The organism is Chitinophaga sp. YR573, assembly GCF_900110995.1.
GTDB lineage: Bacteria > Bacteroidota > Bacteroidia > Chitinophagales > Chitinophagaceae > Chitinophaga.
Genome location: NZ_FOJF01000001.1, coordinates 3,509,010 through 3,525,007, shown reverse-complemented (window position 1 = coordinate 3,525,007; position 15,998 = coordinate 3,509,010). Strand labels below are relative to the sequence as shown.

Below are 15,998 nucleotides of genomic sequence, written 5' to 3'. Positions count from 1 at the left end.
TATCTCGAAAAAGTGATTACTTAATAATTTCTGTAACCTGACCAGCACCTACGGTACGTCCACCTTCGCGGATAGCGAATTTCAGACCCTTTTCCATAGCGATTGGCTGAATCAATTTAACAGTCAGTGATACGTTATCACCTGGCATTACCATTTCAACACCTGCTGGTAATTCAACTTCACCTGTTACGTCAGTTGTACGGAAGTAGAACTGAGGACGGTATTTGTTGAAGAACGGAGTGTGACGGCCACCTTCTTCTTTGCTCAGTACGTATACTTCACATTTGAATTCAGTGTGCGGAGTGATAGAACCTGGTTTGCAAATAACCATACCACGACGGATCTGGCTCTTTTCAATACCACGTAATAACAGACCTGCGTTATCACCAGCTTCACCTCTGTCCAATAATTTCTTGAACATTTCAACACCTGTACAGGTAGATGTCAGTGGTTTTTCCATCAGACCTACGATCTCAACGGGTTCACCTACGTTAATAACACCACGCTCGATACGTCCTGTAGCAACAGTACCACGACCAGTGATAGAGAAAACGTCTTCTACAGACATCAGGAAAGGCAGATCAACCGGACGAGGAGGTAATGGAATGTAAGAATCCACTGCATCCATCAGCTCATCTACAGCTTTCACCCATTTTTCATCGCCAGCAAGAGCGCCGGTTGCAGAACCCTGGATAATTGGAGTATTGTCTCCGTCGTAGTTGTATTTGCTTAACAATTCGCGAATTTCCAGTTCAACCAGTTCCAGCAACTCAGGATCATCAACCAGGTCAACTTTGTTCATGAACACAACTATACGTGGAACGCCTACCTGACGAGCCAACAGAATGTGTTCTTTAGTTTGTGGCATCGGACCATCTGTAGCGGCAACCACCAGGATCGCACCGTCCATCTGCGCAGCACCAGTGATCATATTCTTCACATAGTCAGCGTGACCAGGACAGTCAACGTGTGCGTAGTGACGACTTGCAGTCGCGTACTCAACGTGTGCTGTATTGATAGTAATACCTCTTTCTTTTTCTTCAGGAGCCGCATCGATCTCATCATATCCTCTCTTCTCTGCCAGACCCTTATTTGACAGGATCGTAGTAATGGCAGCAGTTAAGGTTGTCTTACCGTGGTCAACGTGGCCGATGGTACCAATGTTTACGTGGGGTTTATCCCGCTTAAAGGTTTCTTTTGCCATTGTATTTTTTTTAGATGGTTTGTAAAGATTGTATTGATAGTTGTTTTAAAAAACGGTTTTTACAAACTTGTACCGATGATGAGAATCGAACTCATGGCCTTTTCCGGTAAAATACCAGAACTGCTCTTCCACTGAGCTACAACGAAATTCGGATTCAAATTGTTGAAACCCTTTAGAGCTGTTGATGAGAATTGAACTCACGACCTCTTCCTTACCAAGGAAGTGCTCTACCCCTGAGCTACAACAGCTTTTACTAAATTTGTAAAGAACTCTTTCGTTAACCAACAGTTGCCCATTACTTAACTAATGAGCGGGAGACGAGGCTCGAACCCGCGACCTACAGCTTGGAAGGCTGTCGCTCTACCAACTGAGCTACTCCCGCATAAAAAATAATAATAAAGAACTAGCGTAACAAGGAAGTTCCGCCTTTGCTAGGGGCAAAGGCGGAACATTTGCACTGTGTGGGCAGGATAGGATTCGAACCTATGAAGACGAATCAGCGGATTTACAGTCCGCCCCATTTGGCCACTCTGGAACCTGCCCAACTAAAATCCTAAAACTCCTTTTCAAAAGTCACGTCCATCGTCCGGACTTTAATTTTGCTTCGGAATTTTTCCGGAGCCACCAGAGGGATTCGAACCCCCGACCCACTGATTACAAATCAGTAGCTCTGGCCAACTGAGCTATGGTGGCATACCAAGTATTTATAAAAGGTATCCGTTAAAAGAGGTGCAAAAATAACAGTATTTAGATAATCTCAAAATCTTTTTTTTGCGCCCGGATACAAATTTCAAAACTTGTTTGTATTGGCTAAAATGCCCTACAGTAAAGAACTTTACTACCTTCGCCGATCCCTTTTTTCGATCGGGATGGCAAAGGTAGTAAACAGATATTTAATTCCAAAATATTTTTAAGGATTTACTGAAATTTCTTCTCTTTCTGCCTCTTGATCTGGGTTACGACTGAATCAAAGGCGGAGTCGAACGACTCTTCAAAGGATTTAGATTCATGCTTTACAAAGACGTCCTGGCGGGGGATATGGACTTTAATCTCAGCAATTTTGTCTTTAATCTGGTGGGCTATTCCATCTAACTTTAAAAAAACTTCAACACTGATAATGCGATCGTAGAATGTATTGAGCTTCTGTAGTTTTTTGCTCACATGGTCAATCAGTTTTGCATCCGCATCGAAGTGTACAGTTTGAATCTGAACGTTCATAGCATTTTAATTTTAATATTTAACAATCTTAGTACATGCTTGTAACATTGTTTACATAGGCTCTCATTTGTTTTAATGGTATCAAATATGCTTTACAAAGAACTCATTACTAATTTAGTCACTTTTGCACTCTTATTGATAACCATTTAGTAATATTTTGTTAATGTTCATTATCCTTTCGGATGAGCCTTCTTGAAAGCCGCCTTCAGCTTCTCTATGCTATTGGATGTATATACCTGTGTAGATGCAAGACTGGAATGACCCAGCAGTTCCTTCACTGCGTTCAGATCCGCTCCGTTATTAGTGAGATGTGTGGCAAACGTATGCCGGAGTATATGGGGACTCTTTCTGTTAATCGTTGTTATCTCGTACCGGGTGAGGTAATCCCGCACCACATTGTACACATATTTGGGGTATAACTTACGGCCCGACTTCGGATTTACCAGCAAAACCTCCTGGTCATATTCCGCCAGTTCCTTCCTGCAAACTGCCCGGTAAGTGTTTATTTCCTCCATCAGATGTGGACTGATAGGGATAATCCGCTCCTTATTGCCCTTTCCAAGCACCTTAATGCTCAGATTACCGGCATCAATATGCCTTTCCTTCAAAGAGATCAGCTCAGACAACCTGATCCCCGTATTATACAGCAATTCAAATATCAACTGGTGCGTACGCCCTTCCAGACTATCCGTAAACACCGGCTCCTTCTCCTCTCCCCTACGCATACTATGATTATCCTCCAGCGCCCGCATCCCCTTTTCATCAATAAAGCCAGGCAGCCGCTTCCCGATCTTGGGCGCAGTCACCTTCGTCATAGGGGTCATACTAACCTCCCCATGCCTTAATGCATATTTGAAGAATGATTTTAAAGAGGAAATCTTGCGGTTAACAGTCTTGGCCACATTACTATGCTCCATGAGCCAGGCCAGCCATGTACGGACATGGGAATGGGTGATGCCCGTAAGTGGCACATCACCGTAAGTTGACTGCAAAAACGTAAAAAACTGGGTAAGATCTTGCTGGTATGCAGAGAAAGTATGCTCAGAGTATCGTTTTTCGAGCCGGATATAAGCCAAAAAGCGGATGGCTACCGGATGTAATTCTTCACTCAATACAAAAAAATTGATGATTGTAAAGTTATGTAAAACCTTACAATCATCACATATCTTGCGTTGGAATTATCTGTAGTTCGAATTAATCGTCCAATTTACCACTAGCCAACTGCTGTTTGTAAACAGCTTTCAGTACCTGAGTACGACGCTTTACAGAAGGCTTGGTGAAAGATTGACGTGTCCTGAGTTGCAGCAGGATACGAGCTTTCTCAAACTTCTTTTTATACTTCTTGAGCGCCTTGTCAATATTTTCGCAATCTTTAGAATCGATGATCAACATAGTATTAGTCTCCTTTTTTTCAGGAAGGCAAAGATATAGCATTGTTTTAAAAAAACAAAAAAATGTAAGTATCAAATCCACTCTTTTGCAGGCAGCTCCCATCTCCTTATTATTAATTAATTTAGCTCCATGTTTACAGGAATAATAGAAGCATCAGGAGAAGTAATAGCCACCAGCATGGAAGGCAGCAATATGGAGATCACCATCCGGTCCTCACTGGCCCCGGAACTGAAAGTAGATCAGAGCATCTCTCACAACGGCGTATGTCTCACCGTTACAGAGATCAGACACGATACCTATAGCATCACTGCCGTGGCCGAAACCCTGCAGAAAAGCAATATAGGCTTACTGGCCCCCGGCCATAAAGTAAACCTGGAACGTGCCATGGTATTCAACGGACGTATAGACGGACACCTCGTTCAGGGCCATGTAGACAGCACAGGGGAATGTATCTCCTGTACCCCCATGGACGGCAGCTGGGAGTACCGCTTCCGCTACCCTGCCCAGTTCGCAGCCCTTATAGTGGAAAAAGGCTCTATCTGCCTGAATGGTATCAGCCTCACCGTATTTAATGTAACTGATACCGAATTTACCGTGGCCGTCATCCCCTATACATACGAATTCACTAACATCTCTTCTGTTTTACCCGGCAGTACCATCAACCTGGAATTTGATATACTCGGCAAATACGTGGCCAGGCAACTATCCGTCAAATCATAATTATGAAACTTACCTCTGCCCTGGCTATCCGTTACCCCATCATTATGGCCCCCATGTTTCTCGTTAGCAATGAGAAAATGGTAAAAGCTGCTATGGACAACGGGATTGCCGGTACTTTCCCCTCCCTCAACTTCCGCAAAGAAGGTGAACTGAAGACAGTACTGGAAAATCTCAATAAATACATGGCTACCTTACCTCCCGGACAAGGGACCTATGGTATCAACCTGATCGTTCAGAAGACCAATCCATTGTATAGCAAGCATTTAAAAGAATGTGTAGAGGCTAAAGTTCCTTTTTATATTACCTCACTGGGTAGTCCTAAAGAAGTGATAGCGGCAGCCCATAGCTATGGGGCTAAAGTTTTTTGCGATGTAACTAATATGCTTCACGCGGATAAAGCTGCCCAGGCGGGCTGTGATGGATTCATTGCCGTATGTGCCGGCGCCGGCGGTCATGCCGGTCCCTACCCCATGCACATACTGGTGCCTGCTTTGCAGAAAGCCTATCCGGATAAGATACTGATAGCGGCTGGTGGTATCGCTACCGGTCAGCAAATGGCCAGTGCGCTTCTGTTAGGTGCGGATGGGGCTTCTATCGGTACCCGTTTCATTGCCAGCAAAGAAGCTCCGGTTAGTGAAGAGTATAAAAATGGGATCGTTAATTATGGGATGGAAGATATTGTGCTGACAGAACGCCTCTCTGGTACGCCCTGTAATATAATTAACACCCCTGCGGCGAAGAAAATGGGCTATAAGCAGCATTGGTACGAGAAACTGCTTAGTAACAACCAGCGCACCCGCAAGTACTTTAAAATGCTGGTACAGCTGCGTGGCATGAAGAAACTGGAACAGGCGATAAAGCCGAATAACTATAATCAACTCTGGACTGCCGGTCAGAGTGTTGAAATGGTCCATGAAGTGAGCAGCATAAAAGATATTGTTGCTGATATAACCACAGACCTTAAAGCCACCCTGCAGAAAAACTACCTCTAATTCACCTGTGGATCCCCTTCATTTTATGATATAATAATTCCAATTATATTTTAATGCATTGCTAATCAGTAGTAAAAAAGCATCGAAATATTAATAGGTAGTGTTAACCTACTGATATTCTGTGCATTAGGGTATATAACCCGTATATAAGCCGTATATAACCCCTATATAACAGGTATATAAGCCGTACCTATAGAGATACGGCTTATATAGGGTTTATATACTAGTCTATTCTTAGTTATAAAGAGTTTACAAGAGGGTTTAGGCTCTTGCTGAGTTGTCTGAGATGTTTACTACACAAACCTGGAGCTTATTGAATAGTAGTGTTCACCGGGCTTTAGGGTCAGTCCCGGCGAATCTCTCCCCTATTTCTGGAACGATTTTTTCTACTTTTATCTCATGAGAATATTTTTCACTGCATTACAACTGCTGTTCTGGATACCTGCCCTTGGCCAGACAGCCATCTCTGCTACCTACGATTCCACCTCCGTCGCCGAACTTTACGACCGCATTCCTATCGGATTAAAACTCTTATATGATAACGGCCAGCTTAGAAAAACAGAAGGTTTCCTTCAAGGTGATTACCGCTGGAACCGCCTCAAAATAAACACTAACAATGGCTCCTTCCAGAATGGTACCCTGGTCATTAACCGTAAGCAACTGGCAGAACAACAATACACTGTACAACTGTCCGTTACCGTTCCTGACAAAGCACAATCATTCCAGGTACCGCTCAAGCTTCCTTATTTGCAAAGTATCCGGTTTAACCATTATGCAGACAGCTTAAAAAGAGATGTTCATTTTTACCTGAACGTAGAAGGGGTGTTCAGTAGCGGCAAAATATATCCGCTGGATACTTCAGTCATACAATTTGAAGTAAGTGAAGGGAAAGTAATTGGTCAGGACCTGCTGATAGACCTGCATTCTGCTACCCGTATCATTACAGTAACAGCGACTGATAAAAATAATCCAAACCTAAAAGTTACCACCAGCATCCCCGTAAAACAATTACCGGATGATATGTCCCTGATCAAAAAGAAATAATCCTAGATCAGGGAACGGGCTTTTAATTCCAAATATTTATTTACGACATTCATCGTCAGCTGCTGGGGGGGAGTCAGTAAAGACAAAATACCATACTGTGTCAGCTCACGTACCATCAGCTTTCTCTCATTCGCAAACTTCTGTGCAATTACCTGCCGGTAAATATCCGAGGTAGAATGCACTGCTTCCTGGCTCATCTTCTTCAACTCCGTATTCTCAAAAAACACCACCAGTAATAAATGATATTTCGCTAACCGGCGCAGATAAGGCAACTGCCTCTGCAAACCGGATACAGACTCAAAATTTGTAAACAGGATCAGTAAAGAACGTTGAGAAAATACACTACGCAACGTTACACTCAGCTTTTCATAATCACTCTCCTGCCATTGTGTTTCCTGTGCATACAAAGTATCCAGGATCTTATTCAGCTGCACTTTTTTATTGCTGGCAGCCAATACATCTACCTGGTTGGCAGCTAAAGTAACAAGCCCTGTTTTATCACCCTTCTGCAAAGCAATATTGCTGAACACCAGAGAAGCATTAATAGCATAATCCAGCAATGTTAACCCTTCAAAAGGCATCTTCATGGTACGGCCTTTATCAATCACACAATACACCTGCTGAGATCTCTCTTCCACATAACTATTTACCATCAGGTTGCCACGGCGGGCCGTAGCCTTCCAGTTCAACCGGCGGATATCATCTCCCCTTACATATTCTTTGATATGATCAAACTCCATGCTATGCCCTACCACCCGTTTCTTATGCACACCCATTTCCATCATTTTGGAATTGATGGAAAACAGTTCATAATTATGCAGCTGAATGAAGGAAGGGAATACCTTTACCATCTGTCCGTTCTCCACTACCACGCGACGCTGGGCCAGACTTAAAGGACTGCGGATAAAAGCATTCGTATTACCAAATTCATACTCTCCTCTTTCCAGCGGATGCAGTACATAACGTAATACTTTTGTCTCTCCCGGTTTCAGACTTTCTTTTTGTGTAAAGTCGCGTAGCTGAAACTGAAAAGGTATTTCATCCAGCAGGGTAACGAATACGGGAAAACGATAATTATTTACCAGCCCGATATCAACATTATTATCATCTCCGTTACTGAACCGCTGTGCCATTATACGCTCTACTATCAAAGGAGAAGCACCTGCTACAAACAGGAATACAACATCCAGTATCATCAGTACAGTCAATGATGCAATGATGATGAGTGCAATCGGATATAATGCCGGAAAAAAATAAGCCAGCACAAATAACATAGTAGTACTACCCAGGATCAGGTAAAACCGGGTAGTAAAAAATAAAGAATGAAAAAATGTCTTCTTCATATATTATCTCGGTACTTCCACCGCTTTAATGATCTGTGCAATCACTTCATCTGTGCTGATCCCTTCCATTTCACGCTCTGGTGTAAGCATGATACGATGACGCAATACATGCGGCAACATTTCAAGTACATCATCCGGTGTTACGAAATCACGGTTATTCATTGCTGCCAATGCTTTGGAACAATTCATTACAGACAATGAAGCACGTGGCGACGCGCCCAGGTACAAAGAAGCGTTCACACGGGTTTCCTGTATCAGCGCAGCAATGTAATGCAACAGTTTATCTTCAATATGTACCTGCCTGACCTGTGCCTGGAACTCTATGATCTGTGTAGCGGTGACTACTTTGTCTACCAGTTTGGTAAGGTCCGTTAAACCATTATGCTGATGCATAGACTGCAACATGGTTATTTCCTCTGTTAAAGAAGGATATTTCACTTCTATCTTAAAAAGGAAACGGTCTAATTGTGCTTCCGGTAAACGATAAGTACCTTCCTGTTCAATAGGGTTCTGTGTAGCCAGTACCATAAACGGAGCAGGTAATTTGTGAGAAACACCATCGTTGGTTACCTGACGTTCTTCCATTACTTCAAACAATGCTGCCTGTGTTTTAGCAGGAGCACGGTTGATTTCATCTATCAGTACCAGGTTGCTGAATACAGGGCCACGTTTGTATTCGAACTCCCTTGTCTGGGGATTGAATACAGAAGTACCCAGTACATCTGCCGGCATAATATCCGGAGTGAACTGCAGCCTTGAAAAATCAGCATCTATACAGCGTGCCAGCAATTTAGCGGTGAGGGTTTTAGCCACACCAGGCACGCCTTCAATCAGCACATGTCCCTGTGTGAGTAAACCGGCAATCAGCAGGTCTACCATCTGGTGCTGGCCGATAATAACTTTTCCTATCTGTACCCGGATAGCTGCCACTGCCTCATGCAGGGCACCAAAATCTGTGCGGGGCTGAAATGTAGTTTCCTCCATTATTTAGTGTTTAAATAGAATGCCTGTATATTTTTATAAAATGTATTCAGAAAATCGTCACTTACCTGATCGGCAAGTCGTATATGATGAACGCTATCAATAATTTCACGCACGGTATCTACCGGGATACCCGATTTATGCGATAGTGTATTGATAAAGGCATCATTCAGATAATTGGTGTTCATGTAGAAACGGGTACGGATAAACTCTAACCACTGCTGAATGATCTTTTGCCCCAGGTTCGCATTATCATGCTGCTGATAATATAACTGCCCCAGTGCATTCACAAACTCCAGCGAGTTATTCGTAATCACCGGCTTATCCGGAATAATACGCTGTCTGCGTTTTCCTTCAAATACGATATAGATGATGAGCAGCAGTATAGCCAGCCATAATGCCCAGCGCATAGCGGGATAACGCATCAACACCTGCCATTCACTAAAATCTCCTTCGGAACGTTTATAATCCTGGTATTTATAATACTCATCCCAATAAATATTACCCTGGTAATAATTGGTATAAGAAAATTCTTTACTCATTGATGCAATGTTGTTTTCATGCATCAGGAAATAGTTGGTAACAGCAGAAGGATTAAGGGAGATCAATATATTTCCTGATCCCTTTGTTACCCTGATAAAATTGGGACGACGCTGATTGTCTGTACCCAGGATAGTAGTGATGCTGGTATCCATGGAGGTGAAGTAATCCCCTCCCGGAATACCCGTACACAAGAAAGCTGTATCCGGCGCCATTGCAGGATTGACATAAAACTGTGCACTTTCTCTGTAATAAACATGCGAAGAATCTTTTGCGACAGCCAGGCCCAGTCTTTCCAGCAACAGGCTGTCCGGGGTGTTCACTGCCAGGAACAACTGGTTACCTTCATCCGCATAAGTGAGCATATCGTTTACATCCTGTCTGGTAGCATACAATTTGTCTGATACCAGTACATAGAGGTTGTATCCGCTGGAAAGCTCTTTATCTTTCTTATAAGTATCTGCAAATGGTTTGGTAACTACCTTTGGCTTTATCTCAGTAGAATATAATTCGGGCAATGCCTTAAACAGTACATAACAACCTCCCGGTTTTTTCTCCTTATAGTCGAAGCTTTGTTTTTTCAACTCTGCATCCAGGTCCTGTATGTTCTGCACCGATGCCGCGACCAAATAGATCAGCAGCAGTACTGTCAGCGAACCGATAATGATGATGGTTAGTTTTGATTTCACCGGGTATAGCCTAATTCGTTCATAAATTGACTGAAATGCTTGTGAATAGCTTCAAACTGTACTTCATTCACAGGTATTTCTCCGTACCATATATATTCATAATCCAGTGTAAGATTGGCAAAGGGTTTATACCATGCTGTTTGTGCCATTGCACGCAGGTAAGCCGCATTTGTTTTTTCCTTGCTGAAAGAAATAATTTCTTTATCAGATAACAGCCGCAGTGTCTGTAAATACAATAACCGTACAGCCAGCCTTAATTTACCGGCTGCAATAGCCGCCTGTACCTGTTTTTCATAAGCACTGAGGTCCAGTTCCTCTTCTGATAATGCTACAAATTCATCATCAATAGAAGTGCTTTTACGCCCTAAAATATATCCCTGGCTTTTCAGATAATTGTACAGGATGAAAGCCAGTACCAGTACTATCAGAATGATCAGTATCCAGTAAAAAGAACGGATGAACATGAATATTGCGATCAATATCATCTGCAGAGCAGTGAAATCCCTTTCATCAGCCTTTTTCTTCTTCTTGTACTGTAAGTCTTTATCCGCTTTAAATTCTTTTATCAGGGATGCAGGGACTTCCCGTAATCTCAGTCCATAACCTTCATCATCTTCGTAATTCGTCGAATCCTGATTTACAGGTATTTCCTGGTCCCAGAGATGATGTGGCGCAGCCACTCTTGTTACCGTAGTATCTGCATCATCGTATGCCGTTGAATCCTGTGCAGTTGCAGTTGAATCCAGTATTAACGGTTCATCCTCCTCTTCTTCATCTGAAGTTGTTTCTCCTGCATTCGAGATTGAATCCAGACGGGCCTTATATACAGACAGTGGTTCTTTATACTGCGCCCTGCCTGCCAGGGGGAGTAATGCCAGCAACAGTACCAGTCTTACACATCTATTCATTTAGCAGGTTTTATAACTTTCCCTTTTTCATCCAGCCGGAATCCCCTGCGCTGGAGTAGTATAGGATATACAATGAAATAACTGATGATAAACGCCAGCGATATCAGTAATATGGAAATACTGACAGCCATAGGCATAGCGGTATGGCGTGTTACAAATCCTTCCAGGAAAGCAGCCGTTATAAATAAAGGCACCAGGCTTATCACCACCTTCACTCCATCCCTGGCCGATTTTTTAAGAGCATCCACTCTTTTGCGGGTACCGGGGAACAGTAATCCACTGGCCATGATCAGTCCTGCACTACCGGCAATGACAATAGAAGAAATTTCCAGTGTTCCGTGAATCCATATTACCAGTACCGATTTTAGTCCCAATCCTTTTGAAAAGAAATAATACTGGAAAGCACCCAGCATCACTCCATTCTTCATCATAAACCACAACGACCCTACGCCAAACAGAATGCCTCCTATAAAACAAAGAAATGCTACCTGTATATTGTTATAGGCAATACGCAGGAACATATAGAGTTCATTCTCTCCTTTATAAACACCAAAGGGATCTCCCCTTTTAATGTTCTGTTCTGTCATATTCACATATTCATCTCCCATTACTCCTCTTACAAATGTTTCATCATGTGCAGCGGAAAATGCGGCAATCAGGCAAAAGAGCAGGAAAAACAGGAAGGTGAATAATATCAGGCGATGGTATTTGCGGAAAAGGAGTGGCAGTTCGTATACAAAAAAGGAACGGAATCGTCCGCTCTCCTCTTTATTATTAGCGTAAATGATTTGATAGATGCCTGCAGCCAGGCTATTGATATACCCGGTTACCTTGCTGAAGCTGTAAAAAGTTTTAGCATAGGCCAGGTCGTCCAGCAGCGTGGTAAAACGCTCTGCCATTTCATCGGGGTCACCGGTGGGCTCCTCCTGGTATTTTTTCCAGCGGGGCAGGTTCTTTTTAATGAAAGTAGATTCGCGCATGGGTTGTCAGATCAGGTATGCAGACTATGTCCCAGAATTTTTCTGTCTGCTCAAAATACTCTTATTAAATTTATAATCTCTTAACAAACATATACATTAATTAGTAAATTTGTACATGACCAGTGTAAAAATACCAACATCCTTCAACATTGATCTGGAATTTGAAACTGCGAATATCGGTCAGCGGTTCCTCGCCTGGCTTATTGATGTTTTAATAAGAGGAGGTTTTATGCTGGTAATGAGTGTCACTCTGGGAGATATGCATTACTCGCCCACCACGATGTATGTGATTTACTTCTTCATCTACCTGCTCCCTTTTACCTTTTATTTCCTGGCGCTTGAAATACTGATGAACGGGCAAACGCCTGGTAAAAAGGTCATGAAGATACGGGTGAGAAATATGAATGGTGGCAAACCCAGTATCAGTCAGCACCTTATCCGCTGGCTGTTTCGTGCGATAGAAACCCCCTGGATTGTCTTTAATGCTGTTATCCCGATCGTATCAATGGTACGTTCTCCCTATGACCAGAGACTGGGAGATGTGGTAGCCGGCACTATCGTAGTAAATACAAGAAGTAAGACCAGCATCAGCGAAACCATATTCAGGGATATGTCTGAGGTAGATTATACACCTCAGTTCCCACAGATCTTAAAACTGTCTGACAGGGACATGAATAAGATCAAAGAACTGATGGACAGGGCTATTAAATCTAAAGACGAGCAGTTAACGGCACGTGTATCCTACCGGGTAAGGGATGTACTAAGCATTCAATCGGACCTGGATCATCTTCCCTTCCTTGAAACAGTACTGAACGATTATAATTACTATACTACCAGATAAAAAAAACTGCCGGCTACATTGAATGTATGCCGGCAGTGATCATTATGGCAGAAAACAAAAATTACACAGTTGGTTTTCCAATGCTGTCGATTTGATCATCCACGTTTAAAGGTGTTCCTGAAGGACCACGGTACTGAATGGTTTTGTCGAAAGCCATGATTGGCAAAAACACGAAACTCAGGAAGATCAGGCCGATTGTAAAGCCGGTATCCTTGCCGAAGCTCTTGCTCAACAGATTAGCTCCCCAGATCTGAAAGATGATACCCACATATGGGATCAGCAATAAGATAGTCCACCATCCTGGTTTGCCAATGATTTTTGTGAAAATGTAGTAGTTATAGATGGGTACGATGGCGCTCCAACCCGGATGGCCAGCCTTCTCAAATATTTTCCACATGCATAAGCCGTAGAAGACAAGAATGACAAGGATAAAAATGAAGAAGCCAACACCGAACATGGCAGATATTCCGGATGAGGCGTCGTAGTTAGGTTGCATACGTGTAAAAGTTAAAGGTTAATGATAATTGGATAAATGATTACTATACAAAATAGAGATCTTTTAATTAATATTTATACAACATTCGTATTATTATTAACAAATATGCTTAAATAACTTTAAATGAGGTTGTTCCTGGGAGTTAAATTTTTATTACCTGAAATTTAAGCTCTTTTTTTGGAATTATCTACAATTCTCCTACATTTGCAGCCGGCAAGTCTTATACGACCAGCTCCTACTGAACTCCCCCAGGACAGGAATGTAGCAAGGGTAGGTGGTTGTAGCGGTGCGATGTAAGTAACTTGCCGATTTTTTTTCTCCTCTTTTTAGATTTCTTCTAAATTTTCACTGCAGCCCTCAGCATTAAATTTAAACTACCTAACTTTGCACTTCAATTATCTTGTTCGTTGAACAATTGAATGCCATTAAACTACTAAATCATTTCATCATGAAATTCTTTATAGATACTGCAAACCTTGCACAGATCAAAGAAGCAAACGACCTGGGCGTACTTGACGGCGTAACAACCAACCCTTCCCTGATGGCTAAAGAAGGCATCAAAGGTGAGGCGAACATCATCAAGCATTACGAAACAATCTGCGAACTGGTAGACGGACCTATCAGCGCTGAAGTACTTTCTACTGACTTCGCAAGCATTGTTGAAGAAGGTAAAAAGTTAGCGGCTATTCACCCGAATATCATTGTGAAAGTTCCAATGATCAAGGATGGTATCAAAGCATTGAAATGGTTTACCGACAACGGTATCAAAACCAACTGTACCCTGGTATTCTCCGCAGGACAAGCGATCCTGGCTGCTAAAGCAGGCGCTACCTACGTTTCTCCATTCATCGGCCGTATCGACGATACCAGCTGGGATGGTGTAGAACTGATCGCTCAGATTGCTCAGATATACAGCCTGCAGGGCTTTAAAACTGAAATCCTGGCAGCTTCTATCCGCAACGCCCTCCACATCGTAAGATGTGCTGAAGCCGGTGCTGATGTTTGTACCTGCCCATTAGACTCTATCCTGGGTCTGCTGAAACACCCTCTTACAGATATTGGCCTGGCCAAATTCCTGGAAGACGCGAAAAAAATGTAGTACATACTTTTAGATGGTATATATCCCCGGTGCAGTAATGTACCGGGGATTTTTTTTAATTAAACTTTCATTCTTTTCTGAAAGTTTTGTAACTTTGAGATGCATTTATGAACTCCAGCGTTAGGAACAGCACAGTAGGTTTATTCTTTGACTGATAAATGATGTTTTATGATCCAACCGAATGTTCCGGAAGCCGGCGTGCCACGCGTTGTTATTGTGGGTGGCGGCTTTGGCGGTATTAATCTGGCTAAAAAGCTCAAAAATGCACCTGTTCAGATTGTAATGTTAGACAGGAACAACTATCACCTCTTTCAGCCCCTCTTATACCAGGTATCTACAGCCGGACTGGAAGCAGACAGTATCGCTTTCCCCCTTCGCGCAATTTTTAAAAGTCAGAAAAATTTCATCTTCCGTATGGCCGAAGTTACCGGCCTCCGCGCAGCAGAAAACATTCTCGAAACCGGTATTGGCGACTTACACTACGACTACCTCGTATTTGCTACCGGCAGCACTACCAACTTCTTTGGCAACAAACTGATAGAAGAACATGCTATCGGTATGAAATCGCTGATAGAAGCCGTACAGATCCGTAACTATGTGATCAAACAATTCGAAGAAAGTCTGCTGCTGAAAGATGAAGCAGCCATAAAACCCAAACTCAACTTCGTAATGGTGGGCGGCGGCCCTACCGGCGTGGAAATGGCCGGCGCATTTGCGGAACTCCGTAAATACATCATGCCTAAAGACTACCCCGAGCTACCCGTTTCCCTGATGAACGTATATCTCATAGAAAGCAGTCCCCGCCTGCTGGCAGGAATGGCTGAACACTCTTCTGAAAAGGCACTGGAAGCCCTTACAGAACTAGGCGTGAAAGTGATGGTGAAAACCGTTGTAAAAGAATATGATGGTAAAACCTTAACACTGAGTACAGGAGAAAAAATAGACAGCCAGTCGTTGTTCTGGTCGGCCGGCGTGAAAGGCGTACCGGTAAATGGTATTGCTTCAGAAATAATAGCGCCCAATGGACGTGTGCAGGTAAATGCAGTTAACCAGATAGTGGGCCATACCAACGTATATGCGATAGGCGATATCGCCCTGATGACGGATGAGATTCACCCCAAAGGCTATCCGATGGTAGCACAGGTAGCTATTCAGCAAGGCGCCAACGTAGCCGCTAACCTGAAGAAAACCCTGAAAAACGATCATAACTTAGTGCCTTTTAAATATAAAGACCTCGGCAGTATGGCTACCATAGGCCGTAACAAGGCAGTGGCAGAATTTGCCGGCATGAAACTGTACGGATATTTTGCCTGGATGGTATGGATGGCAGTACACTTATTAAGCCTGCTGGGATTCCGTAACAGGCTGGTAGTGTTTATCAACTGGTTCTACCGCTACTTTACCTTTGAGAGAGGGACCCGTATTATTATTAAACGGGGTGCAGCAAATATTGTGAAACTAAGACAGACAGTAAACTTCTAATTTACGCAGAGGAACAGAAGAGCAACTGTTAAGCATCAAAAGAGCAATATCCTACGCTTATCCTTCGCT

16 protein-coding genes, 4 tRNA genes and 1 other RNA gene are annotated in these 15,998 nt (G+C 43.0%); 7 read left to right on the top strand and 14 right to left on the bottom strand.

Annotation, left to right across the window (positions count from 1 at the left end):
- Positions 1-16: 16 nt before the first annotated feature.
- The 8 genes from tuf to rpsU all read right to left on the bottom strand — a co-directional run bounded on the left by tuf (position 17) and on the right by rpsU (position 3,916).
- Positions 17-1,204 (bottom strand): elongation factor Tu, encoded by a 1,188-nt coding sequence (tuf, locus tag BMW86_RS14985; RefSeq protein ID WP_089782539.1) that lies wholly within the window; start codon positions 1,202-1,204, stop codon positions 17-19.
- Positions 1,205-1,380: 176 nt separating this feature from the next.
- A tRNA-Thr gene (locus tag BMW86_RS14975) sits at positions 1,381-1,452 on the bottom strand.
- Between the two features lie 61 nt (positions 1,453-1,513).
- Positions 1,514-1,586, bottom strand: a tRNA-Gly gene (locus BMW86_RS14970).
- An 80-nt stretch (positions 1,587-1,666) separates the two neighbouring features.
- A tRNA-Tyr gene (locus BMW86_RS14965) sits at positions 1,667-1,747 on the bottom strand.
- A 76-nt stretch (positions 1,748-1,823) separates the two neighbouring features.
- Positions 1,824-1,897, bottom strand: a tRNA-Thr gene (locus BMW86_RS14960).
- Positions 1,898-2,122: 225 nt separating this feature from the next.
- Positions 2,123-2,422 (bottom strand): HPF/RaiA family ribosome-associated protein, encoded by a 300-nt coding sequence (locus tag BMW86_RS14955; RefSeq protein ID WP_089782538.1) that lies wholly within the window; start codon positions 2,420-2,422, stop codon positions 2,123-2,125.
- A 170-nt stretch (positions 2,423-2,592) separates the two neighbouring features.
- On the bottom strand, positions 2,593-3,534 hold the full coding sequence (locus BMW86_RS14950; protein WP_089782537.1) for a tyrosine-type recombinase/integrase: 942 nt from the start codon (positions 3,532-3,534) through the stop codon (positions 2,593-2,595).
- Between the two features lie 82 nt (positions 3,535-3,616).
- On the bottom strand, positions 3,617-3,916 hold the full coding sequence (gene rpsU, locus BMW86_RS14945) for a 30S ribosomal protein S21 (protein ID WP_255372929.1): 300 nt from the start codon (positions 3,914-3,916) through the stop codon (positions 3,617-3,619).
- Positions 3,917-3,943: 27 nt separating this feature from the next.
- Between rpsU and BMW86_RS14940 the strand changes: the two genes are divergently transcribed.
- From BMW86_RS14940 to BMW86_RS14930, 3 genes are all read left to right on the top strand, one after another.
- Positions 3,944-4,534: a riboflavin synthase gene (locus BMW86_RS14940; protein ID WP_089782536.1), complete on the top strand. Its 591-nt coding sequence runs from the start codon at positions 3,944-3,946 to the stop codon at positions 4,532-4,534.
- 2 nt (positions 4,535-4,536) lie between these two features.
- A complete protein-coding gene (locus BMW86_RS14935) occupies positions 4,537-5,526 on the top strand; it encodes an NAD(P)H-dependent flavin oxidoreductase (protein ID WP_089782535.1) in 990 nt (329 codons plus the stop codon).
- Between the two features lie 399 nt (positions 5,527-5,925).
- Entirely contained in the window at positions 5,926-6,570 is a 645-nt protein-coding gene (locus BMW86_RS14930) for a hypothetical protein (protein ID WP_089782534.1), read from the top strand.
- Between the two features lie 2 nt (positions 6,571-6,572).
- Here the strand turns inward: BMW86_RS14930 and BMW86_RS14925 are convergent, their stop codons facing one another.
- Genes BMW86_RS14925 through BMW86_RS14905 form a run of 5 tightly spaced genes read right to left on the bottom strand, consistent with a single transcriptional unit; the run spans position 6,573 to position 12,011 of the window.
- Entirely contained in the window at positions 6,573-7,913 is a 1,341-nt protein-coding gene (locus BMW86_RS14925) for a DUF58 domain-containing protein (RefSeq protein WP_089782533.1), read from the bottom strand.
- A 3-nt stretch (positions 7,914-7,916) separates the two neighbouring features.
- Complete coding sequence (locus BMW86_RS14920; RefSeq protein ID WP_089782532.1) at positions 7,917-8,897, bottom strand: AAA family ATPase; 981 nt, start codon at positions 8,895-8,897, stop codon at positions 7,917-7,919.
- The gene (locus BMW86_RS14915; protein ID WP_089782531.1) at positions 8,897-10,123 is read right to left on the bottom strand and encodes a DUF4350 domain-containing protein; all 1,227 of its coding nucleotides are present in this window, start codon (positions 10,121-10,123) and stop codon (positions 8,897-8,899) included. The genes BMW86_RS14920 and BMW86_RS14915 overlap by 1 nt, the downstream gene beginning before the upstream one ends.
- Positions 10,120-11,031: a DUF4129 domain-containing protein gene (locus tag BMW86_RS14910; RefSeq protein WP_089782530.1), complete on the bottom strand. Its 912-nt coding sequence runs from the start codon at positions 11,029-11,031 to the stop codon at positions 10,120-10,122. The genes BMW86_RS14915 and BMW86_RS14910 overlap by 4 nt, the downstream gene beginning before the upstream one ends.
- The gene (locus BMW86_RS14905; protein WP_089782529.1) at positions 11,028-12,011 is read right to left on the bottom strand and encodes a stage II sporulation protein M; all 984 of its coding nucleotides are present in this window, start codon (positions 12,009-12,011) and stop codon (positions 11,028-11,030) included. Before BMW86_RS14905 ends, BMW86_RS14910 begins: the two co-directional genes overlap by 4 nt.
- A 115-nt stretch (positions 12,012-12,126) precedes the next feature.
- On the opposite strand from BMW86_RS14905, the gene BMW86_RS14900 reads away from it, so the two are divergent.
- On the top strand, positions 12,127-12,852 hold the full coding sequence (locus BMW86_RS14900) for an RDD family protein (protein ID WP_089782528.1): 726 nt from the start codon (positions 12,127-12,129) through the stop codon (positions 12,850-12,852).
- Positions 12,853-12,913: 61 nt separating this feature from the next.
- Here the strand turns inward: BMW86_RS14900 and BMW86_RS14895 are convergent, their stop codons facing one another.
- Positions 12,914-13,348, bottom strand: a complete 435-nt coding sequence (locus BMW86_RS14895; protein WP_255372928.1) for a DUF5684 domain-containing protein — start codon at positions 13,346-13,348, stop codon at positions 12,914-12,916.
- Positions 13,349-13,559: 211 nt separating this feature from the next.
- On the opposite strand from BMW86_RS14895, the gene ffs reads away from it, so the two are divergent.
- The 3 genes from ffs to BMW86_RS14880 all read left to right on the top strand — a co-directional run bounded on the left by ffs (position 13,560) and on the right by BMW86_RS14880 (position 15,929).
- An RNA gene (gene ffs, locus BMW86_RS14890) (signal recognition particle sRNA small type) lies at positions 13,560-13,659 on the top strand.
- Between the two features lie 137 nt (positions 13,660-13,796).
- Positions 13,797-14,447 carry a fructose-6-phosphate aldolase gene (gene fsa, locus BMW86_RS14885; RefSeq protein WP_089782526.1) on the top strand — a complete coding sequence of 217 codons (651 nt, stop codon included), beginning with the start codon at positions 13,797-13,799 and terminating at the stop codon, positions 14,445-14,447.
- A 168-nt stretch (positions 14,448-14,615) separates the two neighbouring features.
- On the top strand, positions 14,616-15,929 hold the full coding sequence (locus BMW86_RS14880) for an NAD(P)/FAD-dependent oxidoreductase (RefSeq protein WP_089782525.1): 1,314 nt from the start codon (positions 14,616-14,618) through the stop codon (positions 15,927-15,929).
- Positions 15,930-15,998 lie beyond the last annotated feature (69 nt).

Excerpts from the sequence above, each read along its gene's own strand:
- BMW86_RS14925 (WP_089782533.1), bottom strand. The coding sequence starts at position 7,913 with ATGAAGAAGACATTTTTTCATTCTTTATTTTTTACTACCCGGTTTTAC.
- BMW86_RS14900 (WP_089782528.1), top strand. The coding sequence starts at position 12,127 with ATGACCAGTGTAAAAATACCAACATCCTTCAACATTGATCTGGAATTT.
- fsa (WP_089782526.1), top strand. The coding sequence starts at position 13,797 with ATGAAATTCTTTATAGATACTGCAAACCTTGCACAGATCAAAGAAGCA.
- BMW86_RS14930 (WP_089782534.1), top strand. The coding sequence starts at position 5,926 with ATGAGAATATTTTTCACTGCATTACAACTGCTGTTCTGGATACCTGCC.
- BMW86_RS14920 (WP_089782532.1), bottom strand. The coding sequence starts at position 8,897 with ATGGAGGAAACTACATTTCAGCCCCGCACAGATTTTGGTGCCCTGCAT.
- rpsU (WP_255372929.1), bottom strand. The coding sequence starts at position 3,916 with ATGGGAGCTGCCTGCAAAAGAGTGGATTTGATACTTACATTTTTTTGT.
- BMW86_RS14905 (WP_089782529.1), bottom strand. The coding sequence starts at position 12,011 with ATGCGCGAATCTACTTTCATTAAAAAGAACCTGCCCCGCTGGAAAAAA.
- BMW86_RS14955 (WP_089782538.1), bottom strand. The coding sequence starts at position 2,422 with ATGAACGTTCAGATTCAAACTGTACACTTCGATGCGGATGCAAAACTG.
- BMW86_RS14940 (WP_089782536.1), top strand. The coding sequence starts at position 3,944 with ATGTTTACAGGAATAATAGAAGCATCAGGAGAAGTAATAGCCACCAGC.
- BMW86_RS14895 (WP_255372928.1), bottom strand. The coding sequence starts at position 13,348 with ATGCAACCTAACTACGACGCCTCATCCGGAATATCTGCCATGTTCGGT.
- BMW86_RS14910 (WP_089782530.1), bottom strand. The coding sequence starts at position 11,031 with ATGAATAGATGTGTAAGACTGGTACTGTTGCTGGCATTACTCCCCCTG.
- tuf (WP_089782539.1), bottom strand. The coding sequence starts at position 1,204 with ATGGCAAAAGAAACCTTTAAGCGGGATAAACCCCACGTAAACATTGGT.
- BMW86_RS14880 (WP_089782525.1), top strand. The coding sequence starts at position 14,616 with ATGATCCAACCGAATGTTCCGGAAGCCGGCGTGCCACGCGTTGTTATT.
- BMW86_RS14935 (WP_089782535.1), top strand. The coding sequence starts at position 4,537 with ATGAAACTTACCTCTGCCCTGGCTATCCGTTACCCCATCATTATGGCC.